The 18,041-nt window shown below is 61.2% G+C and carries 22 protein-coding genes; 8 read left to right on the top strand and 14 right to left on the bottom strand.

Features of this window, described 5'->3' with window-relative positions:
* Positions 1-42 precede the first annotated feature (42 nt).
* The 4 genes from frr to rpsB all read right to left on the bottom strand — a co-directional run bounded on the left by frr (position 43) and on the right by rpsB (position 3,300).
* On the bottom strand, positions 43-600 hold the full coding sequence (gene frr / locus ABMA32_RS18005) for a ribosome recycling factor (protein ID WP_349015182.1): 558 nt from the start codon (positions 598-600) through the stop codon (positions 43-45).
* 38 nt (positions 601-638) lie between these two features.
* Positions 639-1,358, bottom strand: coding sequence for a UMP kinase (gene pyrH, locus ABMA32_RS18000; protein WP_349015181.1), 720 nt, complete (start codon positions 1,356-1,358; stop codon positions 639-641).
* Positions 1,359-1,477: 119 nt separating this feature from the next.
* Positions 1,478-2,401 carry a translation elongation factor Ts gene (tsf, locus tag ABMA32_RS17995; protein WP_349015180.1) on the bottom strand — a complete coding sequence of 308 codons (924 nt, stop codon included), beginning with the start codon at positions 2,399-2,401 and terminating at the stop codon, positions 1,478-1,480.
* A gap of 119 nt (positions 2,402-2,520) precedes the next feature.
* The gene (gene rpsB, locus ABMA32_RS17990; RefSeq protein WP_349015179.1) at positions 2,521-3,300 is read right to left on the bottom strand and encodes a 30S ribosomal protein S2; all 780 of its coding nucleotides are present in this window, start codon (positions 3,298-3,300) and stop codon (positions 2,521-2,523) included.
* A 244-nt stretch (positions 3,301-3,544) separates the two neighbouring features.
* Between rpsB and ABMA32_RS17985 the strand changes: the two genes are divergently transcribed.
* Positions 3,545-3,685 (top strand): hypothetical protein, encoded by a 141-nt coding sequence (locus ABMA32_RS17985; protein WP_349015178.1) that lies wholly within the window; start codon positions 3,545-3,547, stop codon positions 3,683-3,685.
* Between the two features lie 49 nt (positions 3,686-3,734).
* Here the strand turns inward: ABMA32_RS17985 and ABMA32_RS17980 are convergent, their stop codons facing one another.
* Positions 3,735-4,049 carry a DUF4031 domain-containing protein gene (locus ABMA32_RS17980; RefSeq protein WP_349015177.1) on the bottom strand — a complete coding sequence of 105 codons (315 nt, stop codon included), beginning with the start codon at positions 4,047-4,049 and terminating at the stop codon, positions 3,735-3,737.
* Positions 4,050-4,062: 13 nt separating this feature from the next.
* A complete protein-coding gene (locus ABMA32_RS17975; protein WP_349015176.1) occupies positions 4,063-4,896 on the bottom strand; it encodes a cell envelope integrity EipB family protein in 834 nt (277 codons plus the stop codon).
* Between the two features lie 138 nt (positions 4,897-5,034).
* Here ABMA32_RS17975 and ABMA32_RS17970 point away from each other — a divergent pair, with 138 nt between their 5' ends.
* Genes ABMA32_RS17970 through ABMA32_RS17960 form a run of 3 tightly spaced genes read left to right on the top strand, consistent with a single transcriptional unit; the run spans position 5,035 to position 7,534 of the window.
* Complete coding sequence (locus tag ABMA32_RS17970; protein ID WP_349015175.1) at positions 5,035-5,499, top strand: RidA family protein; 465 nt, start codon at positions 5,035-5,037, stop codon at positions 5,497-5,499.
* A 3-nt stretch (positions 5,500-5,502) separates the two neighbouring features.
* Positions 5,503-6,228 carry a glycerophosphodiester phosphodiesterase gene (locus ABMA32_RS17965; RefSeq protein ID WP_349015174.1) on the top strand — a complete coding sequence of 242 codons (726 nt, stop codon included), beginning with the start codon at positions 5,503-5,505 and terminating at the stop codon, positions 6,226-6,228.
* Positions 6,229-6,274: 46 nt separating this feature from the next.
* Positions 6,275-7,534 (top strand): GNAT family N-acetyltransferase, encoded by a 1,260-nt coding sequence (locus ABMA32_RS17960; RefSeq protein WP_349015173.1) that lies wholly within the window; start codon positions 6,275-6,277, stop codon positions 7,532-7,534.
* Here ABMA32_RS17960 and ABMA32_RS17955 read toward each other — a convergent pair.
* Positions 7,503-7,838, bottom strand: a complete 336-nt coding sequence (locus ABMA32_RS17955) for a DMT family transporter (RefSeq protein ID WP_349015172.1) — start codon at positions 7,836-7,838, stop codon at positions 7,503-7,505. The two genes, ABMA32_RS17960 and ABMA32_RS17955, sit on opposite strands and share 32 nt — an antisense overlap.
* A gap of 70 nt (positions 7,839-7,908) precedes the next feature.
* On the opposite strand from ABMA32_RS17955, the gene ABMA32_RS17950 reads away from it, so the two are divergent.
* Positions 7,909-8,325 (top strand): HIT family protein, encoded by a 417-nt coding sequence (locus ABMA32_RS17950; protein ID WP_349015171.1) that lies wholly within the window; start codon positions 7,909-7,911, stop codon positions 8,323-8,325.
* A 55-nt stretch (positions 8,326-8,380) separates the two neighbouring features.
* On the opposite strand, the gene ABMA32_RS17945 is transcribed toward ABMA32_RS17950, so the two are convergent.
* Positions 8,381-8,731 carry an AzlD domain-containing protein gene (locus tag ABMA32_RS17945; RefSeq protein WP_349015170.1) on the bottom strand — a complete coding sequence of 117 codons (351 nt, stop codon included), beginning with the start codon at positions 8,729-8,731 and terminating at the stop codon, positions 8,381-8,383.
* Positions 8,728-9,483 (bottom strand): AzlC family ABC transporter permease, encoded by a 756-nt coding sequence (locus ABMA32_RS17940; protein ID WP_349015169.1) that lies wholly within the window; start codon positions 9,481-9,483, stop codon positions 8,728-8,730. Before ABMA32_RS17940 ends, ABMA32_RS17945 begins: the two co-directional genes overlap by 4 nt.
* A gap of 290 nt (positions 9,484-9,773) precedes the next feature.
* On the opposite strand from ABMA32_RS17940, the gene ABMA32_RS17935 reads away from it, so the two are divergent.
* Positions 9,774-11,102, top strand: coding sequence for an ammonium transporter (locus tag ABMA32_RS17935; RefSeq protein ID WP_349015168.1), 1,329 nt, complete (start codon positions 9,774-9,776; stop codon positions 11,100-11,102).
* Between the two features lie 25 nt (positions 11,103-11,127).
* Complete coding sequence (locus ABMA32_RS17930) at positions 11,128-11,319, top strand: hypothetical protein (protein WP_349015167.1); 192 nt, start codon at positions 11,128-11,130, stop codon at positions 11,317-11,319.
* 152 nt (positions 11,320-11,471) lie between these two features.
* Here the strand turns inward: ABMA32_RS17930 and clpA are convergent, their stop codons facing one another.
* The 3 genes from clpA to ABMA32_RS17915 form a co-directional block, all read right to left on the bottom strand.
* Positions 11,472-13,940, bottom strand: a complete 2,469-nt coding sequence (clpA, locus tag ABMA32_RS17925; RefSeq protein WP_349015166.1) for an ATP-dependent Clp protease ATP-binding subunit ClpA — start codon at positions 13,938-13,940, stop codon at positions 11,472-11,474.
* Between the two features lie 10 nt (positions 13,941-13,950).
* Positions 13,951-14,280 carry an ATP-dependent Clp protease adapter ClpS gene (gene clpS, locus ABMA32_RS17920; RefSeq protein WP_292773306.1) on the bottom strand — a complete coding sequence of 110 codons (330 nt, stop codon included), beginning with the start codon at positions 14,278-14,280 and terminating at the stop codon, positions 13,951-13,953.
* A gap of 272 nt (positions 14,281-14,552) precedes the next feature.
* Positions 14,553-14,882, bottom strand: a complete 330-nt coding sequence (locus ABMA32_RS17915; RefSeq protein ID WP_349015165.1) for a phasin family protein — start codon at positions 14,880-14,882, stop codon at positions 14,553-14,555.
* Between the two features lie 253 nt (positions 14,883-15,135).
* On the opposite strand from ABMA32_RS17915, the gene ABMA32_RS17910 reads away from it, so the two are divergent.
* Entirely contained in the window at positions 15,136-16,506 is a 1,371-nt protein-coding gene (locus tag ABMA32_RS17910) for an SPOR domain-containing protein (protein WP_349015164.1), read from the top strand.
* A gap of 62 nt (positions 16,507-16,568) precedes the next feature.
* Here the strand turns inward: ABMA32_RS17910 and ABMA32_RS17905 are convergent, their stop codons facing one another.
* Together ABMA32_RS17905 and ABMA32_RS17900 are read right to left on the bottom strand one after the other, a co-directional pair.
* Positions 16,569-17,264 carry a DnaJ domain-containing protein gene (locus ABMA32_RS17905; RefSeq protein WP_349015163.1) on the bottom strand — a complete coding sequence of 232 codons (696 nt, stop codon included), beginning with the start codon at positions 17,262-17,264 and terminating at the stop codon, positions 16,569-16,571.
* Entirely contained in the window at positions 17,261-17,992 is a 732-nt protein-coding gene (locus ABMA32_RS17900; protein ID WP_349015162.1) for a vWA domain-containing protein, read from the bottom strand. Before ABMA32_RS17900 ends, ABMA32_RS17905 begins: the two co-directional genes overlap by 4 nt.
* Positions 17,993-18,041 lie beyond the last annotated feature (49 nt).

Here is an 18,041-nt window from a genome sequence, read left to right as displayed (position 1 = left end):
TCTTTCATCCCCGCCACGCGCAGGGACAACAAAGCAGGTTTCTCAAACCTGCATGATCTCGGCTTCCTTGTCGGCCAGCAAGCGGTCAATCGAGGAAATCGTCTCATCTGTCAGCTTCTGGACCCTGTCCGATTCCCGCCGATGATCGTCTTCGCCGATGTCGCCATCCTTCTCGGCCTTTTTCAGGAAGTCCATACCGTCACGGCGGACATGGCGGATGGCCACTCGTGCGTTCTCGGCATAGCCGTGAGCGACCTTCACCAGTTCCTTGCGGCGCTGCTCGTTCAGTTCTGGCAGAGGAATGCGCAAATTCACGCCGTCGACGATCGGGTTGAAGCCCAGATTCGCCTCGCGAATCGAGCGATCGACCGCGCTGACGAGGGACTTATCCCACACGTTGACCGAGATCATGCGCGGCTCCGGCACGGTAACGTTCGCCACCTGGTTCAGCGGCATATCCGACCCGTATGCCTTCACCACAACCGCGTCCAAAAGGTTGCTGGAGGCGCGCCCCGTGCGCAGCGAAGCGATGTCATGCTTGAAGGCGTTGATCGCCCCATCCATGCGTCGATGGATATCCTCGAAATCTCCGTTTGCCATGTTCGTCTCCTCGAACTCTTGCCGTTCGGTTCTTGTTCTTAATCCGCCACGACGGTGCAACGACCGCCGCCACGCAGGATTTCTCCGAAACCGCCCTGCTCATGGATCGAGTAGACGATTATCGGAATGTGGTTTTCACGCGCAAGCGCGATTGCCGCTGTGTCCATGATGGACAGGCCCTTCGCGATCACTTCCCCATGGGTGATCTGCTCGTAACGGGTCGCCTTCGGGTCTTTCTTGGGGTCGGCCGAATAGACTCCGTCCACCTGCGTACCCTTGAACAGAGCATCCGCGCCGATTTCCGCCGCACGCAGCGCGGCTGCCGAATCGGTTGTGAAGAACGGGTTGCCGGTGCCGCCTGCGAAGATAACGACCTTGCCTTGATCCATGTAGGCCGTCGCCTGGCGCTGCGAGAAGCTCTCGCAGAGTTCCGGCATGGCGATCGCCGACAGCACGACCGCGTCGACGCCGAGTTTCACCAACGAGGTGCGCAACGCCAGCGAATTGATAACCGTGGCAAGCATGCCCATGTGGTCGCCGGTAACGCGGTCGCCGCCCTTGGAGGCAACGGCAACGCCGCGGAAGATATTGCCGCCGCCGATGACGACGCCGACTTCGATCCCCATGGCGCGGGCCTCGGCAATGTCGGCTGCTATGCGATCGACGACCGAGACATCGATGCCGAAATGCTGCTCTCCCATCAGGGCCTCGCCCGATGCCTTGAGGAGGACACGTCGGTATCGGGGCTTTGCCGTCATGGGTTCCTCGTGGATGGTGGGCCGCTGCGCCGGGTTGCGATACACGAAGGGCGCCGCGATGTCACGCGGCGCCCTTCAGTTTCAGAGTCCGAAACGGCCTAGAAGCGGTTGATGCCGCGTTACTTTTTGACCGTGGCGGCGACTTCCGCCGCGAAGTCGGAGACTTCCTTCTCGATGCCCTCGCCCAACGCGAAACGGACGAAGCCAGTGAGTTTCGCCGGCGCGCCGATCTCCTTCTCGGCATCCTTCAGGGCCTTCTCGACGGTAATGTCGGGATTGAGCACGAAGGCCTGCTTCAGGAGCACGACTTCCTCGTAGAACTTGCGCAGACGACCCTCGACCATCTTCTCGATGATGTTCTCCGGCTTGCCCGACTGACGCGCCTGATCGGAGAAGATCGCCTTCTCACGCTCTACCGCTGCCGGGTCCAGAGCATCGACGTCGAGCGACATCGGGTTGGTCGCGGCGACGTGCATGGCGACCTGACGCGCGATGGCGTTGGCAGCCTCGGCGTTGCCGGATGTCTCGACGGCCACGAGCACGCCGAGCTTGCCGAGGCCATCGGCAACCGCGTTGTGCACGTAGGTCGCGACGGCGCCCTGCGAGACCGACAGCTTGGCTGCACGGCGGAAAGAAATGTTCTCGCCAATGGTGCCGACGGCATCCTTGACCACTTCAGCAACCGTCTTCTCGTTGCCCGGATACTTCTCGTGCTCGACCTTTGCCTGGTCGCCGCCGAAAGCGAGCGCGACCTTGGCGATGTTGCGCACGAGATCCTGGAACTGGTCGTTGCGGGCAACGAAGTCGGTCTCGGAGTTAACCTCGACCACGACCGCCTCGCGGAGACCGGAATCGACGCCGATCAAGCCCTCGGCGGCCGTGCGGCCGGCCTTCTTGTCGGCCTTCGAGATGCCCTTCTTGCGCAGCCAATCGACCGCCTCTTCCATGTTGCCGTTGGTCTCGGTCAGGGCTGCCTTGCAGTCCATCATGCCCGCGCCGGTAAGCTCGCGGAGTTCCTTCACCATCGCTGCGGTAATGCTCATCGTTGCCTCTTTCTCGAAACGGACCGGAGCACCATCGGTTCTCAATGGCGCTCCGGAACGGCAATTCCTAAAATATTCGTTTGAAGGCCAAGCGACGGCCTCCAGATTTCAGCCGGAAATCAGGCTTCCGGCTTGGCTTCGACTTCACCGAGCGTCGGCTCGACCGGAGCTTCGACCGAAGCGCCGACATCGACGCCGAACGAGCCCTGCTGACGGGCGATGCCGTCGATGGCAGCTTTGGCGATCAGATCGCAGTAAAGCTGGATCGCGCGGGCCGCGTCGTCGTTGCCGGGGATCGGGAAGTCGATCAGGTCCGGATCGCAGTTGGAGTCGATGATCGCGACGACCGGGATGCCGAGACGCTTGGCCTCGAGGATCGCAATCGCTTCCTTGTTGGTGTCGACGACGAACATCAGGTCGGGGGTCGAGCCCATGTCCTTGATGCCGCCGAGGGCCTTGTCGAGCTTCTCGCGCTCGCGGTCGAGGTTCAGGCGCTCCTTCTTGGTGAAGCCCTGGCCGCCTTCGCCGGAAAGGATCTCGTCCAGCTTGCGCAGACGGGCGATCGAGTTGGAGATCGTCTTCCAGTTCGTCAGCATGCCGCCGAGCCAGCGGGAGTTGACGTAGTACTGGGCCGAACGCTGAGCCGCATCGGCGACAATGTCGGACGCCTGACGCTTGGTGCCGACGAAGAGAACGCGGCCGCCCTTGGCGACGGTGTCGGAAACCTGCTTCAGAGCCTGATGCAGCAGCGGCACGGTCTGCGAGAGGTCGATGATGTGGATGTTGTTGCGGGCGCCATAAATGTATGGGCCCATCTTCGGGTTCCAGCGGTGGGTCTGGTGGCCGAAGTGAACACCAGCTTCCAAAAGCTGGCGCATGCTGAAGTCTGGCAGAGCCATTCAAAAGTTCCTTTCCGGTTGGCCTCCACGGACGTAGATGTCTCTCGACATCACCGGCGGTCGCCGCCGGATTTCTCCCGGCCGGAAACCAAGTCCGTGTGTGGAATGGGCGCGCATATAGCCGCTAAGGCCGGGCAATGCAAGCCGTGCAGGCCGTCAGGAGCGCATTGCGCATCTGTTTAACATTTCCTGCCAATTATGTAGTCATAGCTCGACATTGGTTCGCCGTCAGAGAAATGCGTTGATGAAGCGATACGAAAAGCCACAGTTGAACAAGCGTGTCGTTCTTCAGGCGGTTGCCGCACAGTCCATCTATTCGCCGCCACCAGATTCGACGGGCAATGGTAATGAAAACGGCGATGACGAGGGCGGCGTTATTATCTAACCCGTAGATCAACCCAATCGCGGAAGGCCGGAAAGCCCAGGCCCAGATTTCAAACGCGCTCGACCAGGCGCAGTTTCTGTACGCCTGGGCGATGTACCTTGCCGTTCGCAACCTTCACCCGACGGAAGACCGCGACGATCTCCTCGCGGTTGCAGGCGATGGCCCCTGCCCGGAGCGCCCTCGTCCGTTCCAGACCCGTGAGATCATAGTGCGGCGCTGATGTCTTGGGCGGTCCCTGATATAGGAGGCGGTGAATGCCGATGATCGCTGCGAAGCGGTGGAGTTCGTCCTCGCTGTCGGCAAGCATGTGGCACCATTTGTGCCCGGCCCAGCGCCAGATCGGATCGTCGACGTAGACCGCCACGCGGTGGCGATCCCTATTTGTCGCAGGTCGTTGCGTCGTCGGGCTCGAACACCGCGAGGTCGACCAGACGGCCATGGATGATGAAATCGCCGTAGTCCATGTCGAGGTCGCGTGTCAGGCCGTTTTCATAGAGCTTGAAGCTGATGCGGTAGTCGGGCGTTTCCTCGCCGCCTTCGCTGGTCTCGTCGAAATAAGCGATATCGACAGGCCAGAACTTCTCGGCACTCAGCGTGTTCAGCGCCTTGTACTCGGGATCGCTTGCCGATGCGCCGGCCGGCTTGCCGACGACAACGGTGGTGGTCATCGCCTTGTCGGCATCCTCGGAACCATCGAATATGCTCGTCTCGTAGAAGGTCTCGCCAGATTTGGCGCGCGTGATCAGGTCGAGGAGGTGCTGGGTCGGAAACTGGGTTGGCTTCAACTCGAAGCTCTTGGTTTCAGGCTTGTCGATCTGGATCTTGACGCCGGCGGCCACCCGCGTCGCGTTGCCGCGCAGTTCCTTGTCGAGGTTCTGGTCGGTGTAGGATTTGGTCACGAAGCTGAAAGACTTGCCGTCGGCGTCCTCGAAGGTCGTTGTCTGCTGGTCGGTCATCTGCGACGCCTCGGTGGTGCTCGACTGCGTCACGTAGCGGAAGCGCACGGTATAGCCTTCGCAGGCCGAACCTCTCAGTTCGTAGACCATGCGGCCGGAAATGCCGGTTATGCCCGAACGCTCCGAAGCCTCGGTCAGATTGAGGTCGTAGACAGCCCGGTGCTGGATCAGCGGCACAGCGCCGGCGATGCCAACGCCGATCGCGAGAAACGACAAAGTGAGAGACGGAACAAAGATGGAGCGCAATGCGCGCATGAATAACTCCTGCCGAAAGCGGCCAATGCCGCCTTAAAGTTGTTCCACCATAAAAAAACTCGTGGCGGAAGCGAGGCAAAAATAGCAGTTTCGGCCGCCACGCAGGCTCATGGTTATAGAAGAGATAGGACAAACCCGATGGGCGATACAATCGAAAAGCGGCTAAGCGATCTTGGCGTGACCTTGCCGGCCGCAGCCGCGCCTGCCGCCAACTATGTGCCGTTCGTGCGCAGCGGCAACCTTCTCTTCACCGCCGGGCAACTGCCGCTCAAGGATGGCAAGCTCCAGGCCTCGGGCCTGCTTGGCCGGGACGTCGATACTGCAGGTGGGCGCGAAGCCGCGAAATTCTGCGCCATCAACATATTGGCCCAGGCCAAGGCGGCGCTTGGCGACATCGAGAAGATCGTGCGTCTCGTCAAGATTACCGTCTTCGTCGCCTCGACGCCGGATTTCACCGAACAGCATCTGGTCGCCAACGGCGCATCCGACTTCCTGGCCGAGGTGCTCGGCGAACGCGGAAAGCATGCGAGGTCTGCGGTGGGGACGGCATCATTGCCCCTCAACGCCGCCGTCGAGGCGGAAGCGGTCATCGAGGTTGCGTAAATCATGAAGAAGATCGCCTGGCTGACCAAACGCCCGATCGCGCATCGCGGCTTGCACGACCTGAACAAGAAGGTCTGGGAGAACACGCTCACAGCCGCGAGCCGCGCGGTCGCGAAAAACTTCGCCATCGAATGCGACGTGCATCTTTCCTCCGACCGTGTTCCCATCGTCATCCACGACGATGACCTGAAGCGTCTTACCGGCGAAGATGGTTTTGTCTGGCAGCGCACGGCGGCCGAGTTGCGACAACTCAAGGTCGGCGGCACCAAGGATCACGTGCCGCTGCTGTCCGATCTCCTCGGGCTCGTGCGCGGCAAGGTTCCGCTGGTGATTGAACTCAAGGGCACACCCGGCCATGACGATGGGCTGGTCGAGGCCGTCGCCGCCCATTTGAAGGACTACAAGGGCAAGGTTGCGATCATGTCCTTCGATCACTGGCTGATCCGTGACTTCAGGAAATACATGCCCGAAATACCGGCCGGTCTGACCGCCTATGGCAAGGAGACCAAGCTGGTCGAGGCGCATTTCGCCATGCTGGCGCACGATCTTGATTTCACCTCCTACGCTGCCGGAGACCTTCCCAATCCTTTCGTCAGCTTCGTGCGAGACAGGCTGAAGATGCCGGTCATCACCTGGACGATCCGCGACAAGCCGGCGATAGACCTTACTTTCCGGTACGCCGACCAGATGACGTTCGAGGGGTTCGACCCGGACAGGGTGCTCGCGTAGCTGACCAGCTTGCTTATGCTGCACGGCAACATACATTGACCGTGCAATGGCAAGCGAACCGGACAGCACCAACAAGCCCGCCACAGACGGCGGGTTTTCCGTCGGCGTAGCTTCGAGCATCGGCGCGTTCACCAAAGAAGAGTGGGATGGCTTTGCCGGAGCCTCTCGCGATGAATCCGGGACTCCCTACAACCCATTCGTTTCGTTCGACTTTCTCCACATATTGGAGGAGTCCGGCTGCGCAGGGCGCAAGACCGGCTGGCAGGGTCATCACCTGCGGCTGGAAGATGCTTCGGGCAAGCTCGTCGGCGCTGTTCCCTGCTATCTGAAATCTCACAGCCAGGGGGAATATGTGTTCGACCACGGCTGGGCCGACGCCCTTGAACGCGCCGGCGGCGACTACTACCCGAAGCTTCAGGCGAGCGTCCCTTTCACCCCGGCTACTGGCCCGCGCCTGCTGGTGAGCCGGAACGCCGGTTCGGCGACGGCCAAGGCTGCCCTGGCCGAAGGGCTTAAGCAGGTGACGCGCCACATCGGCGTTTCGTCAGCGCACGTCACCTTCGCCGAGGATGACGACATGGCAGCGCTGGAAGCCGCAGGATATCTGCGCCGCACCGACCAGCAATTCCACTTCATCAACGAAGGCTACCTTGGCTATGACGACTTCCTCGCCACGCTGGCCTCGCGCAAGCGAAAGGCACTGAAGAAGGAGCGGCGCCAAGCGCTCGGAAGCGGCATCTCGATCGACTGGCTGACCGGCAGCGACCTGACCGAAAGCGTGTGGGACGACTTCTTCGCTTTCTACATGGATACGGGCGGTCGTAAGTGGGGCAGCCCCTATCTCAATCGCAAGTTCTTTTCCCTGCTGGGCGAGCGGATGGCGGATGACGTGTTGCTCGTCATGGCCAAGCGCAACGGCCGCTACGTCGCCGGAGCCATCAATTTCATCGGCTCGGACACGCTTTACGGCCGCAACTGGGGCTGCATCGAAGACCACCCCTTCCTGCATTTCGAGGTCTGCTACCACCAGGCGATCGACTTCGCGATCGATCGAAAGCTGAAGGTCGTCGAAGCCGGGGCGCAGGGCGAACACAAGCTGGCGCGCGGCTATCGTCCCGTCACGACGCAATCGGCGCACTTCATCGCCCATGCGGGGTTACGGAACGCTGTCGCAGACTACCTGAAGCGCGAACGGCGCGAGGTGGAGCGGATGGGCGAATATCTGGACGAGCATGGCCCCTTCCGCAGAGGCGTGTTGCAGCAATCGCCCGAAGTCAGTGAACAACCGTCTTCGAATAAAGATTGATGACCATGACGCCTGCCATGATGAGGCCCATGCCAACCAACGCAGGCAGGTCGAGCGCCTGTTTAAACCAGATCCAGCCGATTGCCGTGATCAGGATGATGCCGGCGCCGCACCACAACGCGTAGACGACGCCGACCGGCATCGTGCGCAGCGGAAGCGACAGGAAATAGAAGGCCAGCGCATAACCGCCGATGGATACCAGAGAGGGTGCGAGGCGCGTAAATCCGTCGGTCTGCTTGAGCGCCGTCGTCGCGATCACCTCGAAGATCACCGCGATGACGAGATAGAAGTAATTCTGGACCATGGTACCCGCCATTGAACGACACGATTCGCCAAGCCATTATGGTGGCCGGCCAGGAAACGGAAAGCACGTCATGACCTACGACGACAACAATATCTTCGCGAAAATCCTTCGCGGCGAGATTCCCTCGCACCGCGTTTACGAAGATGCCGACGTCGTCGCCTTCATGGATGTGATGCCGCAGGCCAACGGGCACACCCTGGTTGTGCCGAAAGCCGCCTCACGCAACATTCTCGATGCCGACCCAGCGGTCCTCTCCAAAGCCATCGGCGTGGTGCAGAAGGTTGCGCTGGCAACCAAAAAGGCCTTTGCGGCCGACGGCGTCACCATCATGCAGTTCAACGAGGCGCCGGCGGGCCAGAGCGTCTTCCATCTGCATTTCCATGTCATTCCTCGTGTCGAGGGGGTGGCGCTGAAGCCGCACACCGGCGGGATGGAAAAGCCTGAAATCCTGGCCGCCAATGCGGAAAAGATTCGCGCAGCGCTTTGATCTCTTTGCGCTCGCCTTTGTTCCGAAACCGATTCCCGCTTTCCGGGACATGCTTTTAGTACCCCAGATAAAAGCCAAGTCCGAACACGGCTTCGGCGACGATGATCCCGATCAGAATCTTGCGCCCGATGAAGAAGTAAGCCGCGAAACCTGCCAGTGCCGCAGCCAGCCGCAGCGCGAGCGTCGTGTCGGCAGCCGGGCCTGCGGGAAAGCAGATCAGGTTACCTACCACCGCGGCCACCAGAGCTGTAGCGATCGACCGCACCAGCACGAGGATTTCTGCGTCGTCTCGAAGCCTGCCGCCGAGAAAGACTCCGAAGGCACGCCAGGGATAGGTCATCGCCCAGCCTGCGATCAGGACAAAGGCGTAAGGCCACCACCACGCGTCGATGGACCCAATCGTCATGCCCGGCGGGCCTGCATCAGATGCACCGCATAGGCTATACCGCCACCCAGGAGACCGGCTCCCAGCAGATCGAAACCCGGAGCGACGAAATGCAACAGCGGCCCCAGCACAAGGCCGAACAGCATCGCTACATAGGTCGCTGTCTCGCGGGCGGAACCCCAGAGCGACGTCAGGAAATACATCGGCGTCAGCAGAAAAAGACCGGCAACTACTGCCGGAGGCAGCGCAGGCGCGACGGCATAGACAAGCGCTACCACCACCATGTTGATGAGAACCAAGATCGACCCAAGGCCGAAATAGTAGCTGGTCCGGAGTTCACGCGGCACCTTTCGCAAGGTTTCCATCGCGATCACCCATGATGTGACCGCCACGAAGTGAGCCAGAAGGTACAGGGTCAGCCTGCGCGTGCGCGGGCCGCGCATTTCGGGCACCAAGGCGACGACCATCGGTGTCAGACGGACCGACGAGAGCGCCACGGCGAAGGCAGCGGCCAGCAGCCCAGCCCCTGACAGGACAGCACCCAGCAGCACCACCATGCCGGGCAATGCCCATATGGCGAGGACCATAAACACCGCCAAGCCCATGCTTATACCGGCTTCCTGAGCGAGGCCGGCAAAACCGACATGCGCGGTGCACAGGATGATGCCCGGGACCGAAACCGCCTTTGACGCGCCGATCAGGAACCACTTGCGCCGCTCCGGAAAACTCGGCGCGTGCTCATCGAGATCAACAGGATCGGGAGTGGACGACATCGATCGCGGGATAGCATGCCGCCTCCATCCGCGCGACGCGAAAGCGGTCGTTGGCCCACGATTTCCGTGACCTCGAAGCGCGACTGCACGAAAACGGCGATCTTCACCCACACACAATTTTGTTTCGCACCAGCGAACAAACTGTTTACGCTGCCTGATTTTTCTGCAACCTTAACAATTGCCTAATTTTAGAGCTGGGCGCTTGCGACGGCCCCCGTGCCGCGTGAACCGAAGAGCCTCCGGGAAGGTAAGGAGGCCAACGACTAAGTGACCAACAGAGGGGTCCAACAATGGAAGCTGCAGAACTGCTGACAAGGATAGAGGCGCTGGAGGCGTCTCTTAAGATGGCGACGACCGTCAATTCGGAAGTCTTCTACTGGTGGTGCACCGCACTTATGGTGGCAATCCATGCAGGCTTCCTGGCGTATGAAATGGGCGCTTCCCGCGCCAAGAATGCGCTCGCCACGGGCGTCAAAAACCTGGCTGCCTTCGCCTTCCTGATTCCATTCTTCTATTTCGTGGGCTGGTACATCTACAACGCGTTTCCGGCCGGGTTCATACCGGGAGACGCTTCAGGAGCTCTGCCATGGAGCACGCACATGGGTCCGAACCTCGAGGACCAGGCCTCCGGCATCTTCTGGGCGGCCTTCACGATGTTTGCGGCGACCACCGCTTCGATCATGTCTGGCGCGGTAATCGAGCGCATTCGTGTGTCAGGCTTCATCATCCTTGCCATCTTCCTCGGTTCGGTCGTCTGGGTTTTTGGCGCGGCATGGGGATGGCACCCGGCCGGCTGGCTGACCTCGACCTTCGGCCTGCATGACATCGGTGCGGCCGGTTGCGTGCACATGGTGGCCGGCTTCTTCACGCTCGGCGTCCTCATCAATCTCGGACCGCGCATCGGCCGCTTCAACGCTGACGGCACGGTCAACGAGATCAACGGCCACAACATGGCGATGTCGCTGATCGGCCTGATGCTCATCGTCATGGGATTTTTCGGCTTCCTCGGCGGCTGCATCATCTACACCGGCGACACCTGGATGACGATCTACAACACGCCGACAACCTTCTCGGCTTTTGCCTTCAACACGCTGATGGCGGTCGCAGGCGGAATGCTGGGTTGCTATCTGGTCACCCGCGACCCGTTCTGGATGATGTCCGGCGCGCTTGTCGGCGTCATCTCGTCGGCTCCCGGCCTCGATGTTTACTATCCGCCGCTCGCGTTCCTCATCAGCTTCGCCGGCGGACTTGTGATCCCCAAGCTGCACAACATCCTGCTTACGAAGTTCAAGATCGATGACGCTGTCGGTGCCGTCTCGGTCCACGGCTTCGGCGGCGTGTGGGGACTTGTGGCAGTCGGTATCTTCGCCTCGGGCTACCCGAACGTCGAGGGTCCGGCTATCTCGCTGGGCGGTCAGTTCATGAGCATGCTCGTGTTCCTCGCCCTCGGCCTCATACCGGGATTTGTGTTGTCCTACATCCTCAAGATGGCAGGCCTGCTCAGGTGCGCTCCGGAAGCAGAAGAGGCTGGCCTCGACATCACAGAAGTGCCGGTCAAGGCCTATCCCGAGTCACGCATCCCTGCATTCGGCGACGGCGCGTTGACGCCGGCCGAATAACTGGATCGAAGAAAGGAGATTGAAAATGAACTCTGCTCCCATCACCACCTGGGAAGGCGCGACGGCCTATTACACCTACGCCGACAGCCCCGGAATGATCGCAATCTGGCTGCTCGGCGCGATCGCGGTCTGCATCTATGCGATCTTCAGCATGGTGAAGCATGAAAACGCAGCCTATAAAAAGGTAAAGAGCAATGGGGTGCCTCCGGCGCTCTGAGCATCGTCGCGCCGACAAAGCGCCGCCCTTCCCGGGGCGGCGCTTTTGTTTTCGTACTGGACGGATTTTCCGGCCAGCCGCACCGCGCAAAAAAGCCCCGGAGAACCGGGGCTTTTTTATGAGGGCTGTCCTTTGCGTCCAGGCGCGCCCGTTCAGTTTTTGCGCGGAAGCTGAGGCACCAGGCTGCGCTTACCGGAGGGAGGTTCCTTGCCCGAAGACTTGGGAGCCGGCTTGGCCTTGGCGGCCGCCGTCGGCTTCTTCGCCTTCTTCGGAGCGATCTTCACCTCTTCCTCGGCGGGATCTTCCTTCTTCGGCTTGACGCGCTGCTCGTCCGCAATGGTCTCGAGCTTGAGGCCGGTCTTGCCGTCCTCCTTGGTCTCGACCGTGACGCGGACCGTGCCACCCTTCTTGAGCTTGCCGAACAGGACCTCGTCGGCCAGCGGCTTCTTGATGTGCTCCTGGATGACGCGGCCGAGCGGACGCGCGCCCATCTTCTCGTCGTAGCCCTTGTCGGCGAGCCACGCGACCGCCTCCTGGGACAGGTCGAAGGTCACGCCACGCTCGGACAGCTGAGCCTCCAACTGCATGACGAACTTCTGCACGACCTGGTGGATCACCGGCACCGGCAGCGCGCCGAACGGGATGATCGCGTCGAGCCGGTTGCGGAACTCCGGCGTGAACAGGCGGTTGATCGCCTCCACGTCGTCGCCCTCGCGTTTCGTCGAGCCGAAGCCGATCGCCGCCTTCTGCGCTTCCGATGCGCCGGCATTGGTCGTCATGATCAGGATCACGTTGCGGAAGTCGATCTGCTTGCCGTTGTGGTCCGTCAGCTTGCCGTGATCCATGACCTGCAACAGGATGTTGAACAGGTCCGGATGCGCCTTCTCGACCTCGTCGAGCAGCAGCACGCAGTGCGGATGCTGGTCGACGCCGTCGGTCAACAGGCCGCCCTGGTCGAAGCCGACATAGCCGGGAGGCGCTCCGATCAGGCGGCTGACCGTGTGGCGCTCCATGTATTCCGACATGTCGAAGCGCAGCAGCTCGACTCCGAGCGAGGCAGCAAGCTGCTTGGCGACTTCCGTTTTGCCGACGCCTGTCGGGCCTGAGAACAGGTAGCAGCCGATCGGCTTCTCCGGTTCGCGCAGGCCGGCACGAGCCAGCTTGATCGCCGAGGTGAGCGCAGTGATTGCCGTGTCCTGCCCGTAGACAACCCGCTGCAACTCGACCTCCAGATTGGCGAGCACGGCCTCGTCGTCGGCCGAAACTGTCTTCGGGGGGATGCGCGCCATGGTGGCGATCGTCGCCTCGATCTCCTTGATGCCGATCGTCTTCTTGCGCTTGCCCTCGGGGAGCAGCATCTGCGACGCGCCCGTCTCGTCGATCACGTCGATCGCCTTATCGGGCAGCTTTCGGTCGTTGATGTAGCGCGCGGAAAGCTCCACCGCCGCCTTGATGGCGTCGTTGGTGAACTTCACATTGTGGAACTCCTCATAATAGGGCTTCAGGCCCTTCATGATGGCGATCGCGTCGTCGACGGTGGGCTCCTTCACGTCGATCTTCTGGAAGCGCCGCACGAGCGCGCGGTCCTTCTCGAAGAACTGGCGGAATTCCTTGTAGGTTGTTGAACCTATGCAACGGATTGCACCTGAGGAGAGCGCTGGCTTCAGGAGGTTTGACGCATCCATCGCGCCGCCCGAAGTCGCACCAGCGCCGATCACGGTGTGGATTTCGTCGATGAAGAGAACGGCGCCGGGATACTCCTCGAGTTCCTTGACTACCTGCTTCAGGCGCTCCTCGAAGTCGCCGCGATAGCGGGTGCCGGCGAGCAAAGTGCCCATGTCGAGCGCAAAGATCGTGGCGTCCTGCAGCACTTCGGGAACGTCGCCCTCAACGATGCGCTTGGCAAGCCCCTCGGCAATCGCCGTCTTGCCGACGCCGGGATCGCCGACATAGAGCGGGTTGTTCTTGGAGCGGCGGCATAGAACCTGGATAGTCCGGTTGATTTCGTCGGTGCGGCCGATCAGCGGATCGATCTTGCCCGAGCGCGCCTTCTTGTTGAGGTCGACGCAATAGGCCGTGAGAGCGTCCTGCGGCTTCTTCTTGCCGTCCTCGCCCTGCTCGGCGTTGCCGCCGCGCTGCTCGTCCTCGGCGCCACGCGGCGAGCGGGATTCGCTCGACCCGGGGCGCTTTGCGATGCCATGGCTGATGTAGTTGACCGCGTCGTAGCGGGTCATCTGCTGTTCCTGCAGGAAATAGGCGGCGTGGCTTTCACGCTCGGCGAAGATCGCGACAAGCACGTTGGCGCCTGACACTTCATCGCGGCCTGACGACTGGACATGGATGACGGCGCGCTGGATAACGCGCTGGAAGCCGGCGGTCGGCTTGGAATCCTCATCGTAACCGGTGACGAGGTTGTCCAGTTCCGTGTCGATGTAGGTGAGAACGGTGTGCTTGAGCTCGTCCAGATCGACGTTGCAAGCGCGCATGACAGCGGCGGCCTCGGCGTCGTCGATCAGCGCCAACAGGAGATGCTCAAGCGTTGCGTATTCGTGGTGACGTTCGTTGGCAAAGGTCAGCGCCTGATGAAGCGCCTTTTCCAGGCCTTGGGAGAAAGCCGGCATTATTCAGTCCTCACTTCTTCTCCATCACGCATTGCAGCGGATGCTGATTCTGGCGGGCGAAATCCATGACCTGCGACACTTTTGTCTCGGCCACTTCAAACGTGTAGACCCCGCATTCGCCCACTCCGTGATTATGGACATGGAGCATGATGCGGGTCGCGGCTTCGCGGTCCTTCTGGAAGAAGCGCTCCAGAATGTGCACTACGAATTCCATCGGCGTGTAGTCGTCGTTGAGGATCAAGACCCTGTAGAGACTGGGTTTCTTGGTCTTGGGTCTCGTCCGCGTGATGACGGCTGTGCCGCGGCCGGGCGAACCGCGGTCGTCGTCACCATCCTGCATCCGCGTGGCGCTTGTGGAGGTAGGTGCCATGCCACCATCGAAACCGCTGATCTTCAACCCGAGAATTCTCATTTCAATGCTACACCCGACCAACCCTATGTAGTGCGTCGAGTGTCGATTTTAAGCCCTTCTGGTCCGGTGACAATACGGCCCCTCGACGCAATCCCAGCGATTGCGCAATCGTGATGGGCGCACGAAAACCGGACTGCTGGCAAGACAGATCGTTGTAGAGGAAGTCGCGAGCGAATTTGAGGAGAGCACCGCACGGCAGCTTACTTTGCCCTGGCCACGACCGCCTCAAACGGACGATACGCGTCCTTTGCCATGTCCGCGTACAGGCCACCTAGCTTAGTCGTCTCGGCGACGAACCCTTCGTAGGTTTGCCTGAAATAGTCGGTCTGGATTTCGGTGAATTTTTCGAGTGACCTCGCCGACATCAACTTGCCAAGCGTCATGGCGCCGGCTTCGAAGACTCTCTTCGCATAGTCCGAAGCTTCGAGGCCGATCGCCCGGGCGTCCGTGCATACCGCGGACATGCTGTCGAGCGCAGTGTCGAGAATTTCCTGGCCGACCCTTCCGGCATCCTCGAACGTCTGCGTCATCTGCATTTCCTTTCGGTGCGCGCGACCCCAGCACTTGAGATGCTATTGTGCACCGCACAACAAGTCAAACGACTGCGTACCGCGAGGGCCAAACACTGCATTTTCGGAAAATCAGCGTCAAAGCCGGACAAAAGTATGAACGTCCCGGTTACCATAAACAGTTTGGTAACGCCGCCTCTCGTACTGTCCCTCAATAAGCGAGGCGGACCTTTGCCGCCTTCTCCGTGCAACGCGTAAATCAAAGGGTGTAACAGTGCGTCAGATCTTGGCTCGCATCGCTCACCGTGCAGTCTCTTCCGCCAAATCGACGTTAGCTGTTGCGATAGCCGCGACGGCCCTGATTGTCGCTCCGGCTCATGCCAATCCGAAGTATGCCGCCATCGTGGTGGATGCCAACACCGGCAAGACGCTGTTCTCTTCCAGCGCGGACGAGGCTCGGTTCCCCGCTTCGCTGACCAAGATGATGACCCTCTACCTGACGTTCGAGGCGTTGGAGTCCGGGCGCATCAAGAAGTCTTCGAAAGTCCTGTTTTCCAAGAACGCCGCCAACGAACCGCCGACCAAGCTCGGCGTGAAGGCGGGCGGTTCGGTGACCGTCGAAACCGCAATCTATTCGCTGGTGACCAAGTCGGCCAACGACGCATCGACTGCGCTTGCCGAAATGCTCGGCGGCTCGGAGGCCGAATTCGCGCGCATGATGACGACGAAGGCTCGGCAACTCGGGATGACGGGCACCATTTTCCGCAACGCCAACGGCCTGCCGAACCCGGCGCAGCATTCCACGGCGCGCGATATGGCGACGCTCGGCATCGCGCTGCGCGAGCACTTCCCGCAGTACTACGATTATTTCTCTACGCGCTCGTTTCAATACGGCAAGCAGCGGCTCGCCAATCACAACAGGCTGCTCGGCCGCATCAAGGGCGTCGACGGCATCAAGACCGGCTATACCCGCGCATCGGGTTTCAATCTCGTTTCGTCGGTATCTGACGGCAACCGCCGCATCGTCGCGGTCGTCATGGGCGGCAAGAGCGGCAAGTCGCGTGACGACCACATGGCAGAACTGATCCGCACCTATCTGCCGAAAGCCTCGACGAGGCGTGGCGGCAACGACCTGGTGGCAAGCGCAGCCGGAGAAACCCGGAAGTCGCCGATCAAGGCGCTGGCGGCCCTGCTGCCGACAAAGAATGCGCCTAAACCGAAGGCGGCCCCGCGCGTCGAGGACGAAGAGGTCGCCTTCGCGACCGCCGACAATGTCCCCGCTGCCAACGTGCAGGAAGAAGAGGGGTCAGCGGAACCTGAAGTTCCTTTCGCCTACGCTGAGCCCATCCCTGCGCGCATGGCCGATATCGATCCGATCAAGACTGCGGCGGTGCCAAAGTCTGGCTGGGCAATCCAGGTGGCGTCCTCGCCAAGCGAGGTCGAGGCGCGCGCCTTCCTGACCCGAACAAACCGTCAAGCCGGCGACCTACTCGCAAGCGCTTCGCCGTTTACCGAGACTTTCGAGAAGGGCGGCGTGACCTACTATCGCGCGCGCTTTGGCGGCTTCGATTCCAAGAACGCCGCCTGGAACACCTGTAACGCGCTGAAGCGCAAGAAGATCGATTGCTACGCCGTGCAACAGTAATTCAGAGCAATAGTTCGGCAGGGTTTGAAGGGGTTTCCGGAATGTATCGCGTCGAAGGAGAACTACCCGTGATTGGAGAGCAGGACGTCCTTGGCTTCGTTGATGCGCGCCGCGAGGAACGAGGTCCCTCCGAGGTCGGGATGCAGGCGCTGCATCAGGCGGCGGTGCGCCTTTCGGATGTCCGCCGTGGTCGCGCCCGCTTCAAGACCAAGGACCTTGTAGGCCTCCTCCTTAGTCATGGGGCCAGAACCTGGCGAAACACCATGCCGGTCGCGACCGTTCGGCTTCACGTCGTCGCGCCAGGTGGGAAACCGGCCGTCAAGATACGTCTCCAGTAACTGGCGGCTCTCGGAGTCCGAGGAAAGCTCCCGGTAGAGTTCGAACAACTGCTTTTGGGACAGGGCGGAGAGCATCTTCTGCTCGTAGGTCCCAGCAAGAACCATGCCCTCAAGCGCGCCGGTGTCGTGATCGAGTTCCATCTCCAGCGCGGCAGTCCTGACAGTCGAGCGCTGGCCGGGTGATTTCGAGACGCTCGGACGTGCACGACCGAGCGTGTACCAGCCTGCGGCGCCAGACAGCAGCATTCCACCGAGAGCGGCCCGGCCGAGCGCTATCAGGCCAAAGCCTGCAATCGCCAGCAGAACAGGTCCCGCCAAACGCAAGCTTCTCGCAATACTTGCGGCATCCGCCTTGAGAAACGCCAGGACTATCCCGGCAAACACAAGCAGGCTGGCAGCGACGCCTATGACGAGGCTCATCGCGTTCCGCCGCCTCGCAGATTCTCGATCATCAATTTATCCTCCGGCCGGCCGCGCGCCTCCAACGCCGTCAGCCCACCCGTTGCGAAGACCGCGACCGCGGCAAGCAGTTTGGCCAGCGTCGCGGCGGAATTGCGGTCGAAGCGAAACCACGCACCTTTCGACAGTCTCGCGATCTCCTTGAAGGCGGTCTCAGCCTTGCCGTCGCGTCCTTCCTGAAAGACGAAGACGGGCACGCCGCGCAGACCGAGCCTGCCTGCCTTGTCGGATAGGTCGTCGATCCCCTCCTCCATCGCATCGCCGATGTAGATCAAGGCATCGACCTTGCCGCGCTCCCTTTCCTTAAGGGCATGGCCAAGCACCTTGCCGATCTGCGTATAGCCGCCTTGGCAGGATATGCCCGTCATGAGCCGCTTCAGCGCGACCGTGTCCTTTACGAACTTCGATGCCCGGCATTCGCCAAGACCGCGAAAATAGACGAGCTGCACGTCCAGCCCGTCGGTCTTGCCTACTGCATCGAACATTTCCGCCTGCAGGGCGCATGCCATGTCCCATGTCGGCTGGCGTGACATCGTCGCGTCAAGCGCGAGAATGAGCCGGCCTGCGCCCGAGGCGCGGGCCGCGACTGCCTTTGCCTGTCTGACGAAGGCGTCGATATCTCCGGCCGATGAACGGGTTTGTGGTGCCGTCGATCTCTTGGCCGGAAGCGGTGTCTTCCTGTCGTTCATGCCCTGAAGATGTGACGGCGCTGACTAGCTTGCAAGCCCGCGCGCATGG

It is taken from the genome of Mesorhizobium quangtriensis, assembly GCF_040081925.1.
GTDB lineage: Bacteria > Pseudomonadota > Alphaproteobacteria > Rhizobiales > Rhizobiaceae > Mesorhizobium_K > Mesorhizobium_K quangtriensis.
The sequence above is the reverse complement of the archived record's forward strand: the minus strand, read 5'-3'. Positions and strand labels throughout refer to the sequence as shown.